The organism is Aestuariibacter sp. A3R04 (assembly GCF_018860805.1).
Taxonomy (GTDB): Bacteria; Pseudomonadota; Gammaproteobacteria; order Enterobacterales; family Alteromonadaceae; genus Alteromonas.
This window is the reverse complement of sequence record NZ_JAHKQR010000003.1, coordinates 112,920-134,362: the sequence shown is the minus strand read 5'-3', so window position 1 is coordinate 134,362 and position 21,443 is coordinate 112,920. Positions and strand designations below refer to the sequence as shown.

Sequence of the window (21,443 nt, the reverse complement as noted above, 5' to 3'; positions counted from 1 at the left end):
CCCGCATCGTCATGTCTGTTTACGCCCTTGCTTAAAACCGAACACGCAGTCCCAGCCGATAGGTTGAGCCTACTTTGTACTTGGTATAAGTGCGGTGTTTCGGGGCGTCTCCGTCGAGAGGGTTTCCTTCCTCAAGGGCAACAAAGTCATAGCCGGCAGCATTATCAGCAGCCTGCCGAACCACATTTAGGGTACGACTGGTGAAATAAGTGCGGAAAGGCTCGTCGGTCAGGTTAATAGCCTGGAACGTGAGCATAATGTCTTCATTCACCTGATAACTGGCAGACAAATCAAGAGAATTACGACCTTCATTCCATATAGACCCCTGGTTCCAGCTCCGACCATACTGACCAGTGGCCCAGTCTTTACCTACCAGAGAGTCACTCGTACCCTGGAAGCTCAAGCGAATTTGATGACCTTTCTGTTCCCAAAAAGCAGTAAAGTTGTAGCTGTGCTCAGGGGTATCTGCCACCGGATAAGACGGCAACAACAGATTTGGATTAATGGAGGAATATTCTGATTCGTACTCACTCTGTTGATAGGTATAGTTTGCAGATACGCCAAAACCGCCAGTCCATTCCGGCAAATCAAGGAGCTCCGGAATAAAGTCATAGGTTTGTATATAGCCAATTTCCAGACCTTCGATTTTTGCGTCCTTGGCGTTAACTGTTTTTGTCACCGTCATGTTGGCACAGCTATCACTGGGATTACCGGAAAAGGTCGTCGGGTCTGACGCTAAATAAGCAAATTCCGTTGTCGCGCGAATTGGGTGACAATTTGCCAGTGCGTCTGCGCTGCCATCATCTAACAGAATTAGATCGTCACCGCTTTCTGGCGCAGAGGCAGGATCACGTACACTATTGATGTGAGACAGAGTGGTTTCACGGTCAGTGAAGTTAGACATGTCTTTTCTAAAATAAGCAACGCTTAACATGCTCGTTTCATTGAAGTACCACTCGATAGACACATCGAGGTTGTTCGACTCCAACGGCTCAAGTTGCGTATTATACATGTCAACCCGACCAACGTTCAGATTACCACTCCCCCAATAGCTGCCTTCGGTGACTTTATAACCCGGGCGTAACAAATCGATTTCCGGACGGGTCATGGTTTTTGACACTGCCAAACGCCCTACAAATTCATCTGAAAACGCATAATTCAGATTTAAGCTAGGCAAGATGTTTTCGTAACTGTGTGTTTTGAATGCAGGCGAAGATGCCACTTCACGATTCTCTACAGAGCCCCAGGAATAATTTGTGTTCACGCCGTTTGTCGAACCATTCCATACTGGAAGCGCATCCCACCCATAGGTTCTGCTGGTGGCCACATCGGCATAGCGCCACATGCTCTGCCACAACAGGCCGTAATCATTCAGCGTTGGCATTGCGCCTTCACCCGCCCTAAAGGCATTGAGTGCGTCTGCGTAATCGGCAAATGCCGGATCGTGGCATGGTCCCGCATCAGGAATAGGTACCCAGGTGGAAGGATCAGGCCCGGCACTGGTATCCCAGCCCAGCCCGTCGACCCGCTGGTATTTCAACTCGTAATCCTGCGCCACACCGTCTTCGCCCAATTGCAAAGTGGGGCATTCGGCCAATGAGCGGTCGGCAAGTTGATTCAGGGTATGTCTGTCAATTTCGCGCTGAAGATCAGAGCCTCCCTGTTCGAAATAGCGCATACCAGAGTAGCCCAATGCCTCAACATCGGTTTCCACATAACGCACACCAATGTCACCGGTTAAACGCCCGTCGAGCAAATCAAAGTTGGCTTTTAGGTAAAAGGCTTTGGTATCGATGTCAGTTTCCCGTGAAGCCGTATTGTCGACGTTGCGAATGACATCGCCATCACCCAATACCATTTCCTTTGCCGCTTTAACATCAATGGGCGTCCATCCCACGGTGGCGCCTTCCCGGGCGTAACCCAAAGACTCCATGAAATCGTCGTAAGGAATGGGATCGCCAGCGATGAGATCACCGCGAATATCTGTCAATGAGCCACCCAGTTCAACGACGGTTTCCCCCGTTACCGGATCGGTAATAATTTCCGTTGCCTGAAGAGACTGAAAGCTGTAAGCCTGATTGTCGACCATTTTATTGCGGGATGTTACCTTAGCCCCAAATTCCAATGTGGTAACGCCAAAGGTGTCAATGTCCCAGTCGAAATCCAATTGCGCGTTGGAAATCTTATCTTCAACTCGAGTATCATTTTCGCCGATAAACCCCAAGTGAAATGAAGACACATCCTGAGGATTAAAACCTGTATATGCCACGTTATCAGCACTGCCCTGTACACGCGCACCGGTTTCATCCGTATAAGCGTACAGGTGTTCACCCAGGTCTATGAAAGAGTTGCCGTAAACCATTCTGCACGTGTCACCGCCGCCGGTACAATCCACACCAACAGGTTCAATGTCAGCACCAGCATCCCACAACAACATACCCGGAACCTGGTAAAAGTTTTGCATCACGGTATAAGCATTTGGCAGACTTTCCGACTTACTTGCTGAGTGACCTATCTGAGCTTCTAAACGCAGAGTGTCGGTTAATTCTCGTTTGTAGTTTAACGTGGCGCTAAGGTTTTCGTTTTCCGTACCACCATCGGCACGTACCATACTGCCGTTTCCATAACGATTTACGCGCTTTGTCATATCATAGGTTTCAGTGTCTACCTGAATCCAATCGATAGGATCGCTAAACGGGTTAGGCGGTCTGACAAAACTGGTAGGTATTTCACCTTCTATCCAATTGGGATTATTTGCAAAACTCTTAGTCTGAATGGCATCGTACGTGCGCACCAACTCTTGCTTGCTGTACGTTGCATCGAACATAAGTTCTGACACGTCGTCTGGTAGCCACTGTATCCCGAGCGAGCCGCCATAACGGTTACTTTCGTTTTGATGTAACTCGTAACTGGCCAAAGATGGCTCAATTGCCTTTACGCCGGAAATAACATTGCCATTTTGGTCTACTGCCTGCGCGTATTCCTGAGATTCAACAAAGTCACCTGCATTGTATTGGTCTTTTCTGTACGCATTGGTTTCATCGTATACAGTAAGAGCCACACCCAACGTATCGTCGAGGAATTTTTCAGAAAATGCTCCCTGCAACTTGTAGTTCTTTTTATCTGAAAAGTCATTATACCGACCTTGTAGAGTTAGTGAGCGCACCCCCTCTGCCTGATTGAGCGGTCTGATGGTAACCAGATTTACCGACGCCCCCAACGACCCTTCGTCGTGATCTGCACTGGGCGTTTTCACTACTTCCAGTTTTGACAAAATGTCAGCGGAGAAAGAACTTAAATCTACAGCTTGAGAGAAATCCGTTGATGTGAGTGTTTGTCCGTTTAGCGTAATGGAGTTCTGGTTAGCATCGGCCCCCCTCACTGTAATTTGCGTGCCTTCGCCATCGCTATTGACTACCGTGACGCCGGTCACCCGGCCCAGCGCATCAGCAATATTCTGATCGGTGGATTTACCAATGTCTTCTGCATTAATGGTGTCGCGGATCCCAGAGGAAAACCGCTTGTCATTGATGGATTTTTTTAGGCTTCCTTTTAACCCTTTAACCTCAATAATCTCAACTACATCTTCTGAGGTATTTTCGTCATTATCTGGAGCGGTATTTTCCTGACCGAAGGCATTGAAACTCAATGCTGTCAGTACAGCAATACTTACGCCACTTAAATGAAAACGCTGTTTGTGAACGGACATCTCCAATTTCTCCCGCTGAGTTCTCTTGACTGTGTGTTTCCGAACGTTCTAGTTATTGCATGTTACTTTTTTGTAAACGCACAGATATAGTGAATCACATCACCTTATATGTCAATAATAAATTGTTAACAATTTTACACTTATTAAATAACATAGAATTCCCGAAAAGCACTTCTTAGTTCCGCCATCCGAAAGGAAGGGTATATTTTTGATATTAAAGCAAAAAACCACCACTTAACGAGCGTGACGCGCGATTAAACAGTGGTTTACCAGGACGACAATTAGCGTTAATAAAATCTCTTATTCTCGCTAATTACTGCCTGTTGTTTTTGAATTTACGCAGATAAAGCTGACTATTAAATGCCTTCATTGCCTTAGTCAGTTCCGGATAGGGAATGTCCGCCACCGTAACCAACCCGATATTGGCATTTTCCCCGTCGTGGGCGCGCCCTGTTATGGGTTCATCGATATATTGGAACCAATGGGCTCCTACCATATAGGGTTTGCTGATTACACTTTCCATGTATTCTGTGTACATGCGCGCCCTGTCCTTTTGGTCACTGGAGTGAACAATACCCGGGTTGTACATACCGGAATCTGTTGCCGTGCCGATGTGAAACTCACCAATGACAACCGGTAAATCAATTTCTTCCAAAAACGCCCAGAAATTCGGCTGCATACCTTCTTCATAGATATTGAAGCTAAGTGCGTCTGAATATTTAAGTGACGCTTTGATAATTTCGTCCGGCATACCCCAGTTCGCCATTCTCGCTCCCATGTACAAATGATGAGGAAGAACATCTTCAAGCGTATTGTGAACCACTGAGAAATACTGTTCGCCTAACAACTCAAGTAACATGGATAAATCTTCAACTAAAGGTTCACTGAAAGTGTCAAAGGTAACACCTAGATTCAGTGCCTCCCAGTCGGCAAGTTTTGTTCCCCAGCGCGAGTTAAGCGCTGCTATAGTGCTATACTTTGCTCTTAATGCCTCGTCGAAGGCGGCTTTGGCTGGACTTTCACTACTGGCTTTGCTCAACCCGTCTAAAATAACGCCATAACGCGCTTCTACACTCCCTGTGCGCTCGCCCCAACTTTTCTCATTGTCGATGAAAATACCGGCACACCAGGGGGAGCCTTGAACTTCGTCAGCAATTTTTTCAATGGTTATACGGGCTCTTTCTGCGAATTGAGGATCGAATGGGTCCGGCATTTCACCCCAGTGATTTATATGGCCTGAAAGGGTTTTAAAATCGCCAATTATCCACCCGTTAGCAAAGAAGGGGATCCGATCTGCGTCGTAAAACATAGGGTCAACCCAGTTGCCAAACGAGGTAAACCCCCAATCGTGCATACGCTTGATGGTAATGTCTTCCCAGGTTTGCAGGTAATTTTCACCGTAGCGTCTTTCGAGATTAGCGCGGTAAAAACTGTATGTTTCACCGTGCTCAATGGGCCCTTTGTGGGATGTCCTGCGATAGCTGTAGTGTTTTGCCAGCGGGTCGTCATAGGAAGGCAACCAGGCAAACATATTATTGCGCTGTTCTGATATTACCTCTGCTGTTTGACGCACATTGTCCGGAATCGTGACAATGTCTATAGAGTCTTCCGGTGTTAATTCACCGTCGTTAATCTTGCGAATGGCACTGTTGTTGTAGTCTACGCCAGTGTACGTGGTTGTATTGGCCATGCGCACATTTGCCGGGCCGTGAGAAAAGAACAGATACCCTTGTGGATCAACCATCCACCACTGTCCATCCACTTTTTCTGTGCGAAAATACCCGGTGGCTTCCAATCTCGGGCCGTTTTTCCAACCGCCAAACTGACTTCGCTCAGTACCTACTGTAGCATCTTCCAGCCGGCTTATTTCTTGTTCTGCGAGTTCTTTCAGTTGCGTCTCGGATTCAACGGTAACATTGTTTTGTACCCGGGTACTCTGACCGAACTTATCGACCAGCTGTGTCAACCAGAACGGATCCACCGGCGGATTTTCACGCACGCGAAGGTTAGACAATGCCAGTGTTTTTGATTCAAGATTACCAATAACAAAGAAGCGAACCTGCTCCACTGGCTTCATGGGCGTCGAAACATTCTTCCACGAGCGCCAGATCATTCTCAGTTCATCGGTGTCCCATGAAGGAGGATCGCCCCAAAAACCGATATCTGCAGATGCCTCGGGGCCCGAAAAAGGGAAAAAGACCGTTCCCCTATATCCGCTGGGTATACTCACCGAATGACTTTGCAACACGTCATCACCATGCAATAAATTCACGTACAGATGAACCGATTTATCATTTTCGTTGGCAACGTCAAAAGCCAGGTTTCCATTGTCAAATGCCGTCAACCCATTCTCGTCGGCAACATCAAAAGACAAACCAGGCATGTGCTTGTCACCGGGAAACGTGAGATTTATGCCCGCAGATACCTCACCGTTTTCTCCACCGCGTTTTTCAACAATTGCACCGTCAATCTTGGGATTGAAAAACTCTGCATCAGAAAAGCGATATAAGACTTTATCTGCCTGGCCAGCCTGTGCCGATGCTGGCGGTTGCGCCTTAGACGTATTGTCCGACGCTGACATGTTGCAACCAGTGAGCGTCAAACCTATACAGCACATTCCTGCGACCGCACTAAAATATTTCAAATGGGATTTTACCCTCCAATCATCAAAGCCTGTACCGCCGCGTTTTGCCTTACTCATTATTTACTCTGGATGACATTACTCTACAATATTGTTAACAATTTACGATTTTCTTTTAACATTATCAACTTATTTATAGTCCTATCGCGTCAGTGAGTGCGGCGGCCGTACGCTGCAACTCTGGAATTACAGCTCCCTTTGATTGTCGGCTTTTACCTAACTGGCTCAACATTAACACGCCAATTTGTTTTCCTTCGTGACGACCCACCAAACTCATGGCTTCATACACACCTTCAATATGCTGACTGGGGTGCCATTGCTCACACTGCTCAGCCAGTGTTGCAATCGCTGACAAAAATCCAGTGCGTTTCTTTGCAGAGAGTCTGTCGCATTGCGCTTCATTGGCAAGAATCATTTCGCGAACTTGTGGTTTACTGTGTGCCATCAGCAGATTTCCGGGGTTTGAAAACACACTGGAAAAGCAACTTCCTTCTGCATAATTTAACGACACAGCGTCAGGGCTTCTCGCATGAACTAACACCATAGTCCGGCTCTGATAAAGTACGAACAACTGACACGACAGTTTGGTCTTCACCGCCAAATTTTCCATCAATGGCAACGCTTGCTGACGAAGAACATCAAGAGGAGAGATAGCGCGGGACAAATTATACAGCTTAAAAGACAAGCGATATTTCGATGACTCGGCATCCCGTATCAGGTAGTTTTGCGCAGTGAGATTAACCAGAATTCTAAATATCTCGTTCGTGCTACGGCTTATCCCTTTAGCAATTTCACTTTGTGTGGCCGGTTCACCGCAATTTGCCAGAAACTCCATAATCTCAAAGCACTTGTCCAATGCGGGAACCGAGTACTTTTGTTTGTCTTCCATTATTCACTCCTGTTATTCATCCATAAAAATAAAAAAAATTTTTTTATACAACGCAGCTTCATTTGCGCCCTAAGAATATTCATATATAAAACTTTATTTTTTATACAAAATTTACATTGCATTAACGCACTTTTTGCTCAATATTGTCAACATTCCACATAAAACATTTGGAGAAAAAATGAGCAAGGTTACACTTTCCGAACAACAAATCGCAGATTTTCACAGAGACGGCTACGTGATTGCCCGGGGTTACTACAACGAGCAGGAAATTGAAAAATTGCAACAAACGGCTTTCAACGACACTTCGTTGTACGAGAAAGCATGGGATAAAAAGGACGCGTCAGGCACAGTGAGTAAAGTGTGTTTGTGGCAGGATTTAGGCGATGACTTCTACTCCATGTTTTCGCGTGGTCGTCGCCTGGCAGATGCTGTTGAAGCCATTCTGCAAGAAGCTGTGTTCCACACCACCACCAAAATCATGATGAAAGAACCTTTTGTCGGTGGCGCGTGGGAATGGCATCAGGACTACGGCTACTGGGCAACGGATAACTACCACCTATACCCAAAGCTGGTAAGCTGCATGATCGCCATCAATAAAGCGACTGTTGAAAATGGCTGTCTGCAGGTACTCAAAGGCTCTCACCATATAGGCCGTATTAACCATCAGAAAACCGGCGACCAAAAGGGCGCAGATATGGAGTTCGTTGAAGAAGCCATGAAACACCTAGAACTGGTCAACGTTGAACTTGAACCAGGTGACACGCTGTTTTTTCACTGCAACTTACTACACAAATCTAACCAGAATAAATCGAAAGATCCCCGCTGGGTCATGATTGCGGCGTATTGTGCAGATTCAGCCAAACCCTTTAAAGAGAACTCTCTTGTTTACCGCCCGCTAGACAAAGTAGACGACGATGCCATTTTAAACTGGCGCCCGTCGTAAATGCCCCCGAAGAAACAGCCATCCGGGCAGCCTGTGTCAAATGACAGGCTGTCCGTTATTATTTCTACTGTCTGTACAGCTTTTGTGGATGTATGCCGCCAGCTTGCCATTGCGCCAAATACAGATTTCCCTGCCTGTCTTTTTCCAACCCATGACAGTGCTTAAACACGCCGTCGTGGTTGTGAACAGTCTGGCCTTTTGCGGGAAGCCGGCCGCCCAGCACTGACACCAGTTGATCCTTCTCATCAAAGACGCAAATAACACCAGATTCATTTTTAGGCTCTCCGGGTTTACCCGTCCAGCAAACAGGTGCAACCATATGGTCATCTACAAAGACTGGCGCGTGTATAAAGGCACCGGGCACATGTACTCTTTTTACAAACTTGCCATCAAGACTGAACCATTTTAAACAGTGGTCAGCCCGGGAACTTACCAGCAATAGAGGCTCATTGCCGCGATGATCGAGCGTTATACCATGACCATTGTAGATATTCTGTTCATCTCGCTCGCTATTTTGACCAAATTTAGCCAGAAACTGACCATGGCGATCGTAATGTAAAATGAAGTCGCTACCGTACCCGTCTACAACGAAAAAATCCCCGTCAGGCATCACCGCAACATCGGTAGGATTAAACGCCATGTCCTGGGTGTAAGCCCCCATAGTTACCGGATGACCAACGCTGAACAATACCCGTCCATCCCGTGTCGTTTTTGCAACACTACCAGCCTGTGGGATCATTTTATTGTACGGCGAGTCCCATTTATCCACACTTTTTCCGTCCCAGTTTCGATTGAGTACCCAACCACTGTCCACAAGAAACAGAGCCAGTTCGCCATCATTGTTGAGTGATTTAATACCGTGTAACCCAGGCCACTGTTTGCCCCAACTGTCTACCACCAGACCTTGCTTGTCATATTCGATAATGTTGTGTTCAGGATGATCCGTGGCCATAAGCAACCTGTCGGCAATAAAGAGCAACGCATGCCCGTTATTCGGCTTCGCAACCTGCTCTCGCTGCTTACCCCAGTCGGCGTCAATACCAAATACCCAGTCGTTCTGCCCTAACATAATATTACCTCCTAAAACAAAACATTATATTGACAACTGTTAACAATTAGATCAAATAATAGTTTTTGGCCTCGGAGGCAATTATGGTTATTGAAGATATTTCTACGTACATAAAAAAACTCGGACACCGAAACATATTGTTTGTGAAAATCACGACGGCTTGCGGGTTATACGGCTGGGGAGAATCTGGTCTTTCCGGCAGGGAACAAGCCGTTTCAGGCGCTATTTTGCACTTCAAACAATTTCTTACAGGAAGAGATCCGCTCAACACAGGCGCACTGTGGCAAGAAATGTATCGCAGTCAGTATTTTGAAGGCGGACGTGTACTTAGCGCTGCTATCGCGGCAATCGACATTGCCCTTCATGATATTAAAGGAAAACACCTGCAACTGCCGGTTTACCAATTGCTAGGCGGTAAACAGCGCAACAAAATTCCGCTTTTTGCCACTATAACTGCGCCGCTGGACAACAACCTAGCGACACATTGCAAAGCGTTAATCGACCAGGGTTGGACACACATTCGTCTTACCACCGGCCAACACGGTAGCAGCGATACCACAACCCTGTACGATACCCGGGAAGCCCTTGCCGATGCCGCTACAGCCATTATTGCAGTGCGCCAAGCCATCGGCCCGAAAGTGCAACTTGGTATAGACTTTCACCACCGGTTGTCCTTAGCGGAAGCCAAAAGTCTGCTATTGCGCCTGCCCCCAGGTACATTGGATTACATTGAAGAGCCTATTCGTGCAGAATCTCCTGACAGCTACATACAACTTCGACAGTCGTGCACCACGCCGCTGGCTATTGGCGAGGAATTCACCAGCAAATGGACTTTTTACCCTTTCCTGAAGAATCATCTTATAGATCTCGCCCGCATCGATATATGCAATGCGGGAGGCTTTACCGAATCGATGAAAATTGCTGGCATCTGTGAATTGATGTACGTGGATATGATGCCTCACAACCCGCTAAGTCCTCTGTGTACCCTTGCCTCTGCCCACTTTTGCGCTGCCATAAATAACTTAGACAGCCTTGAGTGGCTGCCATATGGCGACGACTCATCGGCCTATGAAAAAGTGTTTACACGGATGCCATGCACAGATGGACCGTTTCTCCAATTATCCGACGCTCCCGGATTAGGTGTCGATATTGACCCTGATGCCCTCGAGGCGCTGTCATTTTCGTACTGGGAACCCCCAAGATTAGCCAAGCCTGATGGCAGTTACACAAATTGGTAAATACTATGAAAAGTAAAAAACAAAAATTAGGCGTACTCGGGCTTATCTTCGTCAGCGTTGTTATTAACTACATGGACAGAACCAATCTGTCTATTGCTGCCGCTCAGATGAAAGACGATCTCGCAATATCCACCGTAGAAATGGGATTGCTATTCTCGGCGTTCGCATGGACGTACTCATTTCTGCAGATCCCTGGAGGGTTTATTGCCGACAGGCTGCGCGTAAAGTTACTTTACCCGATCATCATGATTGGGTGGAGTATCGCCACATTAATCCAAGGGCTGGTAAATGGGTTTGCCGCGTTAGTGGGGCTACGCATGCTGGTCGGCGTGTTTGAAGCACCATCTTACCCGTTGAACAACAAAATTGTCACTCAATGGTTCAAGGAGCACGAAAGGGCCAGTGCTATCGCTGTTTACACGTCCGGTCAGTTTATAGGGCTGGCTTTTGCCATGCCGGTATTGGCTATTATTTTAGAATGGGTTGGTTGGCGAGGACTGTTTATCGTTTCTGGTCTCATCGGCGTTGTATGGGGACTGGCCTGGTATTTTTTATACCCCGAAAAAAAAGCGTCCGCTACGTCAACTGAAATGCCACTCCCGACGTGTTCAACAACGCGCCAGGCACAACAACAGGTAAGTTCATCCGAACAGTTTGTGCTTGCCTTCACCAGTCGCAAATTGTGGGGTCTGTACATAGGTCAGTTTTGTCTCGGCAGTACACTTATTTTCTTTTTGACATGGTTTCCTACTTACCTTGCAGATTACCGCGGCATGAGTATTATCCAATCTGGTTTTTACGCCGCCATTCCTTTTCTATGTGCATTTGCAGGAGTATTAATTTCCGGCACGCTCAGTGATTTCTTAGCCAAGAAGAGCGTCAGTAACGAAGTGGCAAGAAAATCTCCGGTTATCCTCGGCCTCCTGCTATCCAGTAGTGTAATTGGCGCCAACTACGTTGAATCTCCCCAGTGGGTCACCTTTTTCTTGTCACTGTCTTTCTTTGGAAATGGTCTTGCATCAATCAACTGGGTATTCGTATCGCTGATTGCGCCTAAATCCATGGTGGGGCTTGTGGGTGGCTGCTTTAATTTCATTGGTGGCCTTTCTGCAGTGATCATTCCGGTGCTTATCGGTTTTCTCGTTTCGGATGGCGATTTTAAACCTGCTTTGGTCTTAATTTGCGGACTGGCGCTCACTGGTGTCGCATCGTTTTTATTCCTCGTAGGCAAGGTAGAAATGCTACCAGAGCCTTCACCGTCAGCTATCCAAAGAAAATGAGGCCGCTTATGTCTAATACACTCGCCACCATAAAAGCATCAAAAGCCGTGGCAATAATCCGCGTAACTAACCCTAATGATATTGATCCGATTGCTAAATGCTTGGTAAGCGCAGGGGTTAAGGCGCTGGAAATTACCAGCAATACGCCCGATTACATCGAGGGTATCAAAAGGCTTAAGCAGCAGCATCCGAATACATGTATCGGCGCGGGTACTATTACCAACCCACAACTGGCACGAGAAGCAATAGAAGCTGGTGCGCAGTTTCTCGTTACGCCCAATACCTCCAAAGCTGTGATTGACACAGCCAGCATTGCCAACATCCCAATTCTGGTAGGTGCATTTACACCAAGTGAAATCTACCAAGCTTATGAATGGGGCGCCGACCTCATTAAGGTTTTTCCTTCTGGTGCCGTTTGCCCGGATTATATTGCCTCGCTAACACGCGGCCCCTTCCATCACATTCCCCTGGTAGCAGTAGGCTCGGTAGATGAAAACAACGCATCCGCCTGGATGGCTGCAGGATGTGTTGGGGTAGGATTTGGAGGTAGCTTAACCCAGCCCATTTTCAGCAGGGAAGACTACAAGCACCGCAGCTCCCGGATAAGAACCCTATTGACATCACTGCAAGACTGAGCAGTAAATTAACGCAATTATTGTTGACAATTAACAGTTAATTCACAATACTGGCACCCTTATTATTGTTTACAATTAACAAACAAACAGGGCACATCTATGAAAAAACTGGGACTCAAAGCACTGTCGCTTGCTGTGGCAAGTGCCATTTACGGCTCGCCTGCAATAGCTCAGGAAGCTGGAAACGATGTTGAAGTAATCCAGGTCAAAGGTATTCGCGGTGCGTTGGCTTCAGCAATGGACACAAAAAGAAGCTCAAGTGGTGTTGTAGATGCGATATCCGCCGAAGACATTGGTAAATTCCCCGATACTAATCTCGCGGAATCGTTACAGCGCATAACCGGTGTTTCTATTGACAGAACTAACAACGAAGGCAACCAGGTTACTGTTCGTGGCTTTGGTCCCAGCTTCAACCTGGTAACGTTAAACAACCGTCAAATGCCTAACTCTTCTGCACTGGAATCGACAGGTATTAATCGTAGCTTTAACTTCAGAGAAGTGGCCGCTGAAAGCGTGTCAGGTGTGGAAGTATATAAAACAGGACGTGCCAACGTCAGTTCTGGAGGTATTGGGGCCACTATCAATATCAATACAGCCCGGCCCTTTTCCATGGACGAATTCGTCGCAGTTTGGAGTGCAAAGGCCGTTATGGACACCAGTGTAACAACGGGGGATGATATAACACCGGAACTATCTGGTATGGTGAGCAAAACCTTTGGCGACCGCAAATTCGGTATTCTGGCTTCCTTCTCTCACTCTGAGAGAGACAGTCACGTTAATCGCATAGGCGCGTTTAACTGGGCACAAGGGTACCCTGGTCAAGCAAATCCGGACACCAGTGCCATTAATACTGATCGCAATCCCACGCTGACAACATGGCGCACCCCCACGGTTGAATTAGACGACACCAATTACGAAAGAGAAAGACAGAACGGACAACTCGTACTGCAATATCAAGCAACTGATGGGCTGACCATCACCGCAGACTATGTCATGTCTCGCCTGGAAGAGTACGGGAACCAGCATCGCATGAGTTTTTGGTTTGACAATGTTGAAACTGGCACAGCCGATGCAAATGGCACCATCATCAACCCCCTTCGAACCAACGATGAACTGAACTTTTGGTCATGGGAATACAATTTCGAAACAGAAAACGATTCTTACGGCTTAAACTTCGATTGGCGGGCAACTGATGCACTGCGGTTTAAGCTTGACTATCACGACTCCACTTCTCACTCTAACCCTGGCGCATTGCCTGCAGAGCGTTTGGGCAACCTGAAAAACCCATTTGGTGATGCTGCGCCGGTTACCATTGCCGCAGATTTCAGTGGTGACATACCAACCGTTTCTTATGATGATTCTGCCTTGCCTGGCGGCGCGTATGCGCTGGAGAACATTGAAGGCGACCTCTACCAGGAAAGGGGGTTTGAAGTCGAAAACAACATAGAGCAAATACAGCTCTCTGGACGCTGGCAAAACATGAGTGACGGTGCCTTAGACGCCATCAATTTCGGGTTTGCCCATACCAAGTACACTATTGATTCTGTGAAAATATCAGGGGCAAACTTCGGCTTGGGCAACGGCGCCCTGGATATCAGTGATCTGGATCTTACTTTCATTCCCGGTGACATTGGTTTTGAATTCATTCCCGTTTACAGCGCAGATGAATTCATCTCCCTGGCCAAAGCACAGGGCCTTTATGCTGAACCGAACAAGAGCTACAACGGCATCGAGGAAGTCACTTCTGCAGCTTATGTCTCATTTGATTTCATAACTGAATTTAACGACATGGAAGTTCGGGCGAATTTTGGTGTCAGATACGAAGAAACCGACGTTGAATCCTATTCTCTCAGCAACCCGGTTATTGGCTTTAACTGGCTAACTCCCCTGGAGATGTCAAAAGTTTACGCCGACAACGAAGTAGAGGAAATTCTGGAGGGCGCCTATGAACACTTCCTTCCAAATCTGGATATTAGCCTGGACATTACCGATGACCTCGTAGCGCGTTTCGCTTACAGTCAAACTGTCGCTCGCAGTAGTATTACCGCCATGTTCCCGGCCACCAATCTGGAAAACCACTTGGCGACCGGCCCGTTCAGAGCGTCACAAGGCAACCCAAATCTACTGCCATACAGTGCTGATAACTTTGACCTCTCACTTGAGTATTACTACGACGAGGGAAGTTACGCTTCCATTGGTCACTTTAGAAAGCAAGTTGATAACTTCATTGCCATTGGTGAAGACGAGAGAGTTATTGAAGGCCCCAACGGCCCGCTCACTAACCCGGCCGCCGCAGCACGTGCAGGCTGTCCTGGCGGTGCCATCGACAACCCTAACCCGGCCTGTCTATCTCAATCTGGTGACCCAGTGATTACCTGGACGGTATCAACACCACTAAACCTGGATGAAACCCAAGTGTACGGTTGGGAGTTCAACATTCAACATTTATTTGGTGAAACAGGATTCGGCGCCATTGTGAACTACACAATGGTAGACAGCTCAGACAACTACGACGTTTACTCCCTGGAAAATGACTTTGCATTGCCGGGCTTAAGCGACTCTGCAAACCTGGTAGCGTTCTACGAACAAGACGACTACCAGGTGCGTGTGGCCTACAACTGGCGTGACGAATTTTTGTTACAAGGAGGCATAGAACCTTTGTTCACAGAAGCCTATAGTCAGATAGATATTTCTGCAAGTTATGACATTAACGATTCACTTTCTGTATTTGTAGAAGGCATAAACGTGACCGATGAAACTACCCGACGTCACCAGCGCTTCTCAAACCAAATCAGAGATTACGAAGAGTATGGTCCGCGCTACAATGTTGGTATTCGCGGTAAGTTCTAACGCCACGGAGAACACCGGTGATGACTGACATCACCGGTGTTACACAATTTATGCACCAGCCCTATCAATCTGACAGCAATAATATTACCCGTATTGTCATTCTGGGCGGAGGCACAGCTGGCTGGATCTCTGCAGGCGTGATTGCCGCCACACAACGAGCACGAGGAAAGCACAACAAGGTTCACGTTACCCTGGTGGAATCCCCCACTATTCCTATTGCGGGCGTTGGTGAAGGTACCTGGCCATCTATGCGACGAACGCTAAAACTCATGGGAATTCGGGAGACCGATTTTATCACGCGTTGTAATGCGACCTTTAAACAAGGCGCAAAATTTAGACACTGGGTAACGGGTCAACAGGAAGACGAATATTACCACCCTCTTGTTTTACCTACGCAGTTTGGCGACCGATCCCTGGCCGAAGACTTTGTAAACCAAACCACTCAAGAGGCATTTGACAAACTAGTCTGCGCTCAAGGACACATATGTGACCTCGGCTTGGCACCCAAAAATGTGTCACACCGCGAATATGAGGGCCTGCTCAATTACGCCTACCACCTCGATGCCTGTGCCTTTGCGGCTTTTCTCAAAGAGCATTGCACCAACGTATTAGGCATCAATTATCTGAGCGCAGATATTGACCGTGTCGAAGGTGACCGGGACGGCCCAATTTCAGCCCTTATTACGCGTGACGGGCAACGTATCCACGGTGACTTTTTTGTGGACTGTTCCGGCTTTAGCGCACGGCTGATTGGTCAGCACTACGGTATTGAGTACGTATCCTGCGCCGACACCCTGTTTTGTAACAAAGCTGCCACAGTGCAGCTTGGCTATTACGACGACACTATTTTGCCTTACACATTGTCAACCGCTACGGAAGCTGGCTGGATTTGGGATATCGGCCTGCCGAACCGACGTGGCGTGGGCCATGTATACGCCAACGACTACATCACTGATGACATGGCAAAAAAACAACTTGAACGTTATGCCGGGAGGGCGTTGGCCGACGACGAAGTCCGCCTGTTTGATATTGCCCCGGGCAATCGCAAAACATTTTGGAAGGCCAACTGTGTCGCTATTGGCCTTAGTGCCGGCTTCCTTGAGCCCCTCGAAGCTTCTTCGTTGGTGTTAGTAGAAATGGCAGCAAAGTTTGTCGCCGAAAACCTACCCAAAACGGCTGCTGTTTCTCCAATTATCGCCAAGCGCTTCAATGAAACTTTCAGTTATCGCTGGCAACGCATTATCGACTTTCTCAAATTACACTATGTGCTCAGTAAGCGAAGCGAGCCATTCTGGCAAAAGCACAGGGATAACACCACGTGGCCAGACTCACTCCAGGAGCAATTGGCATTGTGGCACTTTCATCCCCCGGCTCAGTGTGACTTTCCCTATGCCGAAGAGGTATTCCCCTGTGCCAGTTATCAGTATGTACTTTATGGTATGCAGCCTAATTACACACAAAAGGACCCCGATGCAGATAAGCTAAGCCACATGCAAACAGCCCGCTGTAAAGCACATACTTATCAGCAAGTCCAACTGCTAAAACAACAGCTTTACAGTCAAAGAACCCTTATAGACAACATAATACAATATGGCCTGCCACAGCGCTAAGGAATGAATATGGAACCGTTTGAGCACCTTTCAAATAAGGCGCACCAGCACCTGAAAATTTGCACGGATTACACCGGTCATTCCCTTTTTAATGAAAGCACGTTCCCAGTGCTTATCAATGAATTTCAAGAGCTGCAGCGCGAGTACCCTATTGCCTTGTTTCGTTCTGCACAGACGGGAAGGCTGTCGATACACGCGTTAACAGCTTTTGAAGAAGGCGTAAACAGTTTTATTTACGACAATAAATGGCGCGCTCAGTACATTCCCCTGTTTGTCTATTGCCACCCATTTTCCGTAACCCTGTCTGAGTCAGGCACGGCTTCACTTCTTGTCAACCCATCCCACCCGGCCTTCGAAGGGGGAACAGAACCCCTTTTACACGCTGATGGAACCCTTACTACTTTTACCCAAAGCATCATGGCCGCGCTTGAGAAAATTCACCATGGTCAACGGGAAACTGCTGACTTCATCAAGTTTCTTGAGGAGCATAACCTGGTCCGTGAAATCGCCATAGAGTTTGCGAATCAGCACACAGAAACTGTCAAAAAGAGCGGCATGCTTACGGTGGAAACCCGTGCATTTCTTTCGCTGCCTCAAGACGTTCAAATGGAAGCTGTAAAGAAAGGGTTTTACGCGGCGATGGTACTTATCGAAGCCAGTTTACATGGAATGCGCACGCTATTTAACCGCAATGCATAGCTTCCACAGTAACGACACGATAGCGCACTGAGGATCATACACATGGCCACAACGAAAGGCCTAACCAACACAAACCCGCAAATAATGTGTTAGCCATTGTCACAGGAAAGCGCACTGTTCAGGGCAGACCATGTATGTCTGCCCTAAAACCCGTTTATGCAGGAAAGAGGCTCTAAGACGCAACGTTTTGAAAGGTGCCGGCATCCAGAACCTGCTTTCTGGTCGTGAATTTACATATGTAATTCCAGTTCCAGCTGGCATCGTATTTATGGCACAAACCCCAGGTAAGGCCAGGAGGAGGCGTGTTTGCAATATCCTCGCGATAAAGGCCGATTGCCTCTGGCGCACCTTTTATATGGGCTTTAATTTCAAAATTTACCCCATCTGGGGCAAACTGAATCGTGTTCTTTTCCGGGCCATCGGTAGTCAACAAGGTGGCAATGCCGCCCTGATAATTCCATACCACGACTTCGTGACCACTATTGGAAATAGGGTTCAACTCGCATTTAACGTATGGACCAAAAGGCGAGTCAGATACGGCCACACCGTGCTTTATTTCACGCCCGCCCATGTTCATACTCTCGCCCATAGTTTCGCCTTTGTAATAAAGGTAGTACTTACCGCCAAACACCAGCAAGCACGGGTCGTGTACTTTGTGGCTGTCAAAACTACCTTTGGATTTCACCAAGAAACGGTTATCTTCCTCTCCTTCCCATTCGCCGTCTTTTGACGGTGAAAGAATTGGGCCAGTAGATTTTTCCCAAGGCCCGAAAGGACTATCCGCCACAGCAATGGCAATTTCTTCGTATTGCCTGTTCGTGTAGGGTGTTTGAACCGTTTGATAAACCAGGTAGAACTTCCCATCGTGAGCCAGCACTTCCGGCGTAAATACTGCGCGATCATCGAACTCCCCGGGTTTGCCTCTGCTAATGGCCACACCCTGCTCTTTCCAGGTTTCGCCGTCTTCTGATGTCGCATGCCAGACTTCGGTCAAATCCCAGGGAAATACTTTATCGTCGGGGTTGTCAGAATCGAACCCCACGGTTTCTCCCTGCCCCTTGGTATACCAGCAGTGAAGCACGCCATCAACATTCACAACCGAGGACGGATCCCGTCTGATGACCCCTTCTTCGAAAGCAAAATCACCTTTCAGTGGAGCGACATCAAATTCAACCATCCACTCCGGCCCCTGTTGGTCATATCCTCTTTCTAAAGCGCGTTTTGACGCCAGACTCAGGTTTGTTGTCATCAACTAAACTCCTTGGGAATCATTTGAAAATGCAGATTTAACGTCGGCAATGACGCTTTGTTCAACAATAGCACCTCTGTACTGCACCACTTCCCGGGCTACAGCGTCAGCGGCCCGGATACTCTCAGCCATACCAGTACCGGACAACCGGTTTACCAGATACACTCCGGCGAAAGAATCGCCCGCCGCCGTTGAATCAACCTGTTTAGGCGCCTGTTTGAAAGGCTGATGGTGTACCAACGCACCTTCCCTGTAGCCGTACACTCCGTCTTTCCCAGCTTTTAATACAAACTCCCGGCACGTCATGTTTAATAAGTGTGTTACCACCTGAGCACTACAACGATGCCCATAGACGGCAAAGTGATCGTCTACCCCAGGTAACGCGATATCTGCCTCCCGGTATGCTTTGTCAAACCAATATTGCGCATGTTCTGTGTCACTCCACATAGTGGCCCGGTAGTTAGGATCGAATGCAATAAGGGCCCCCTGACGACGATAGTGTTTTAACAATGCAAATAAATCTTCCTTGTCGCCATCAGACAAAATACCCAGCGCAATACCGCTGAAATAAAGCATATCTACCGCGCCTAAATCCGGCTGCTCGGTGCGGTGCAAACACATCATGGACTTCGCCGCAGACTGGTCACGCCAGTAATCAAAGCTGCGCTCGCCATTTTCGTCGGTGACTATGCTATACAGACCCACGTTTCTGCTATTGCTGTGAAATACAGCGGTTGTTTCAATGTGATTTTCTTTGAAAAAATCCAGCATTTGTTGACTAAAATGATCAGTGCCAATGGCACTAAAAAAAGAACAGGTCACCTCCGGCATCCATCGTTTGGCATAAATTAACGAGTTCAGTGTATCGCCGGCAAAACCGACTTCACACGTTTGTTTATCCCGCTGCACAAGCTCAACCATGCACTCTCCAATGGCGACAATATGCTTTTTAGCGTGAACTGATGACATGGTCTTCACCCCTTTGCTAACTGCTTAGAGGCAAAATAGGCCTCTATTTCCTCGATGCTTTTGTTCTTTGTTTCCGGCATCAATTTGAACAGCACTGCAAACCCGATAACCCCGCAAATGGTATAAAACAGGAAAATATCTGCCGCGCCCATATTGCTCAGTTGCCAGGGGAAAAACTGCTGAACAAGATAGCTCACCAAGCTGGCTATAAGCGCAAAACCAGGAATCGCAACACCGCGAATTCGCGTGGGGAAAATTTCAGAAAACAATACCCACATCACCGGCCCGATAGAAAAGTGAAACGCAGCAATAAAGCTTGAAATACCCACAAGTACCAGCAAACTGTTCATCGTGGTAGCCATTTGCAGAATCTCGCTTTCAAACTGCTTGGCAACGTCCACCCCTACTACGCCTTGTAGTGCCTGTTTAAAGGCAATATCAGATTGATAGACTACCCCTATTAACTGTTCCAGATTAGCCAGTTGAGGATACTGACTCAACTGTGCCATTGCGTTGTCAGTGATTTCATATATCGCGGAGCTGAAACCCAAATAACAGGCAAATAAACTTAATGCGGCCCATGCCAACCCCCACACAATAAGTGGTCTGCGGCCAAGTTTATCAATTAGCATAATGGCCATAGCGGTAAAAACCATACTGATGACACCCACAATAACCGCTTGAAAAAAAGCGGCGTCAGACCCTATACCTACCTGCTCGAACACGGTAGGGGCGTAAAACATAATGGCATTAATACCCGTTATTTGCTGTACGATGGCAATGGTGATACCCACCAGCGCGGCAGCGCGAACTGGGCCCGAAAGCAAAATAGACAAGGACTCTTTTACCGATGCATTACCGCCTGATTCATGGGTAAGACTGCGCTTGATATCCGCCATCTCTTGCACAGCCTGGTCATCGCTCATCATGCTTTTCATCACGTTCAGCGCTTCTTCATCACGCCCTTTCATGACCAGCCAACGAGGGCTTCTGGGGATCTTAAACAAGCAAATAAACCAGATGATGGCTGGGATGATCTCTACTGCCAGCATCCAGCGCCAGGTAGCAGTATCGATAGCGAGAGTTTGAACCCACCCAAATTCGGATTTGCTCAGTTGCACAATGCCGTAATTGGCGAAATATGCGGCAGATAAACCTACCACTATATTAATTTGGATCATTGATACCAGTTTCCCCCGCCAGGTTGGAGGAGCAACTTCTCCAATATACATGGCCGCCACAGACAAGGACGTAAATGCCAAACCGCCAATAAACCGCGCAGCCACCAGAGTTTCGAATGAGAAAGCCAGAACAGAGAAAACTGCGGAAAAGAGATATAGAAAAGAAATAAAGATAAGGGTTGTTCGCCTGCCAAAGGCGTTACACGCCATACCGGTTACCAGCAAGGCAAATAACACGCCGAATCCAGGGGCGCTAACAACAGCGCCTATTTGAAGATCGGACAGGCCAAATTCCAGCGTGATGTATTTGACAGTACCTGAAATCAGCGCGGCATCTAACCCGAATATAAAACCACCGAGGGCTACAATGATTGCGTTTGCAATAATTTGTCTGGTGTTCATCAGCATTCTTCTTTAAAGTTTGTTAAGCCAGTGTAAAAACACTGGCAATCTATAGCAAGAATACTAACTCAATAGAGCG

General features: G+C 47.5%; 14 protein-coding genes. 7 read left to right on the top strand and 7 right to left on the bottom strand.

From position 1 onward, the window contains the following. Nucleotides 1–31: 31 nt before the first annotated feature. The 3 genes from KO518_RS05470 to KO518_RS05460 all read right to left on the bottom strand — a co-directional run bounded on the left by KO518_RS05470 (nt 32) and on the right by KO518_RS05460 (nt 7,239). Nucleotides 32–3,709: a TonB-dependent receptor gene (locus KO518_RS05470; protein ID WP_216024832.1), complete on the bottom strand. Its 3,678-nt coding sequence runs from the start codon at nt 3,707–3,709 to the stop codon at nt 32–34. Nucleotides 3,710–4,022: 313 nt separating this feature from the next. Next, nucleotides 4,023–6,410: an agarase gene (locus KO518_RS05465; RefSeq protein WP_252735965.1), complete on the bottom strand. Its 2,388-nt coding sequence runs from the start codon at nt 6,408–6,410 to the stop codon at nt 4,023–4,025. Nucleotides 6,411–6,483: 73 nt separating this feature from the next. Next, nucleotides 6,484–7,239 carry an IclR family transcriptional regulator gene (locus tag KO518_RS05460; protein ID WP_216024831.1) on the bottom strand — a complete coding sequence of 252 codons (756 nt, stop codon included), beginning with the start codon at nt 7,237–7,239 and terminating at the stop codon, nt 6,484–6,486. 178 nt (nt 7,240–7,417) lie between these two features. Between KO518_RS05460 and KO518_RS05455 the strand changes: the two genes are divergently transcribed. Then, a complete protein-coding gene (locus tag KO518_RS05455) occupies nt 7,418–8,182 on the top strand; it encodes a phytanoyl-CoA dioxygenase family protein (RefSeq protein ID WP_216024830.1) in 765 nt (254 codons plus the stop codon). A 64-nt stretch (nt 8,183–8,246) separates the two neighbouring features. Here KO518_RS05455 and KO518_RS05450 read toward each other — a convergent pair whose 3' ends face one another. After that, the gene (locus tag KO518_RS05450; protein ID WP_216024829.1) at nt 8,247–9,251 is read right to left on the bottom strand and encodes a 6-bladed beta-propeller; all 1,005 of its coding nucleotides are present in this window, start codon (nt 9,249–9,251) and stop codon (nt 8,247–8,249) included. Nucleotides 9,252–9,334: 83 nt separating this feature from the next. Between KO518_RS05450 and KO518_RS05445 the strand changes: the two genes are divergently transcribed. The 6 genes from KO518_RS05445 to KO518_RS05420 all read left to right on the top strand — a co-directional run bounded on the left by KO518_RS05445 (nt 9,335) and on the right by KO518_RS05420 (nt 17,563). Next, nucleotides 9,335–10,489 carry a mandelate racemase/muconate lactonizing enzyme family protein gene (locus KO518_RS05445; protein ID WP_216024828.1) on the top strand — a complete coding sequence of 385 codons (1,155 nt, stop codon included), beginning with the start codon at nt 9,335–9,337 and terminating at the stop codon, nt 10,487–10,489. A gap of 5 nt (nt 10,490–10,494) precedes the next feature. Further along, a complete protein-coding gene (locus tag KO518_RS05440) occupies nt 10,495–11,769 on the top strand; it encodes an MFS transporter (protein WP_216024827.1) in 1,275 nt (424 codons plus the stop codon). Nucleotides 11,770–11,777: 8 nt separating this feature from the next. Further along, the gene (locus KO518_RS05435) at nt 11,778–12,404 is read left to right on the top strand and encodes a bifunctional 4-hydroxy-2-oxoglutarate aldolase/2-dehydro-3-deoxy-phosphogluconate aldolase (RefSeq protein WP_216024826.1); all 627 of its coding nucleotides are present in this window, start codon (nt 11,778–11,780) and stop codon (nt 12,402–12,404) included. Between the two features lie 99 nt (nt 12,405–12,503). Next, a complete protein-coding gene (locus KO518_RS05430; RefSeq protein ID WP_216024825.1) occupies nt 12,504–15,254 on the top strand; it encodes a TonB-dependent receptor in 2,751 nt (916 codons plus the stop codon). A gap of 20 nt (nt 15,255–15,274) precedes the next feature. Next, a complete protein-coding gene (locus KO518_RS05425; RefSeq protein ID WP_252735964.1) occupies nt 15,275–16,864 on the top strand; it encodes a tryptophan halogenase family protein in 1,590 nt (529 codons plus the stop codon). Nucleotides 16,865–16,873: 9 nt separating this feature from the next. Beyond that, the gene (locus KO518_RS05420; RefSeq protein WP_216024824.1) at nt 16,874–17,563 is read left to right on the top strand and encodes a SapC family protein; all 690 of its coding nucleotides are present in this window, start codon (nt 16,874–16,876) and stop codon (nt 17,561–17,563) included. A gap of 172 nt (nt 17,564–17,735) precedes the next feature. On the opposite strand, the gene KO518_RS05415 is transcribed toward KO518_RS05420, so the two are convergent. Genes KO518_RS05415 through KO518_RS05405 form a run of 3 tightly spaced genes read right to left on the bottom strand, consistent with a single transcriptional unit; the run spans nt 17,736 to nt 21,364 of the window. Then, nucleotides 17,736–18,812 carry a family 43 glycosylhydrolase gene (locus tag KO518_RS05415; protein WP_216024823.1) on the bottom strand — a complete coding sequence of 359 codons (1,077 nt, stop codon included), beginning with the start codon at nt 18,810–18,812 and terminating at the stop codon, nt 17,736–17,738. A gap of 3 nt (nt 18,813–18,815) precedes the next feature. After that, on the bottom strand, nt 18,816–19,781 hold the full coding sequence (locus KO518_RS05410) for a sugar kinase (RefSeq protein WP_216024822.1): 966 nt from the start codon (nt 19,779–19,781) through the stop codon (nt 18,816–18,818). Between the two features lie 5 nt (nt 19,782–19,786). After that, entirely contained in the window at nt 19,787–21,364 is a 1,578-nt protein-coding gene (locus KO518_RS05405) for an MFS transporter (protein ID WP_252735962.1), read from the bottom strand. Nucleotides 21,365–21,443 lie beyond the last annotated feature (79 nt).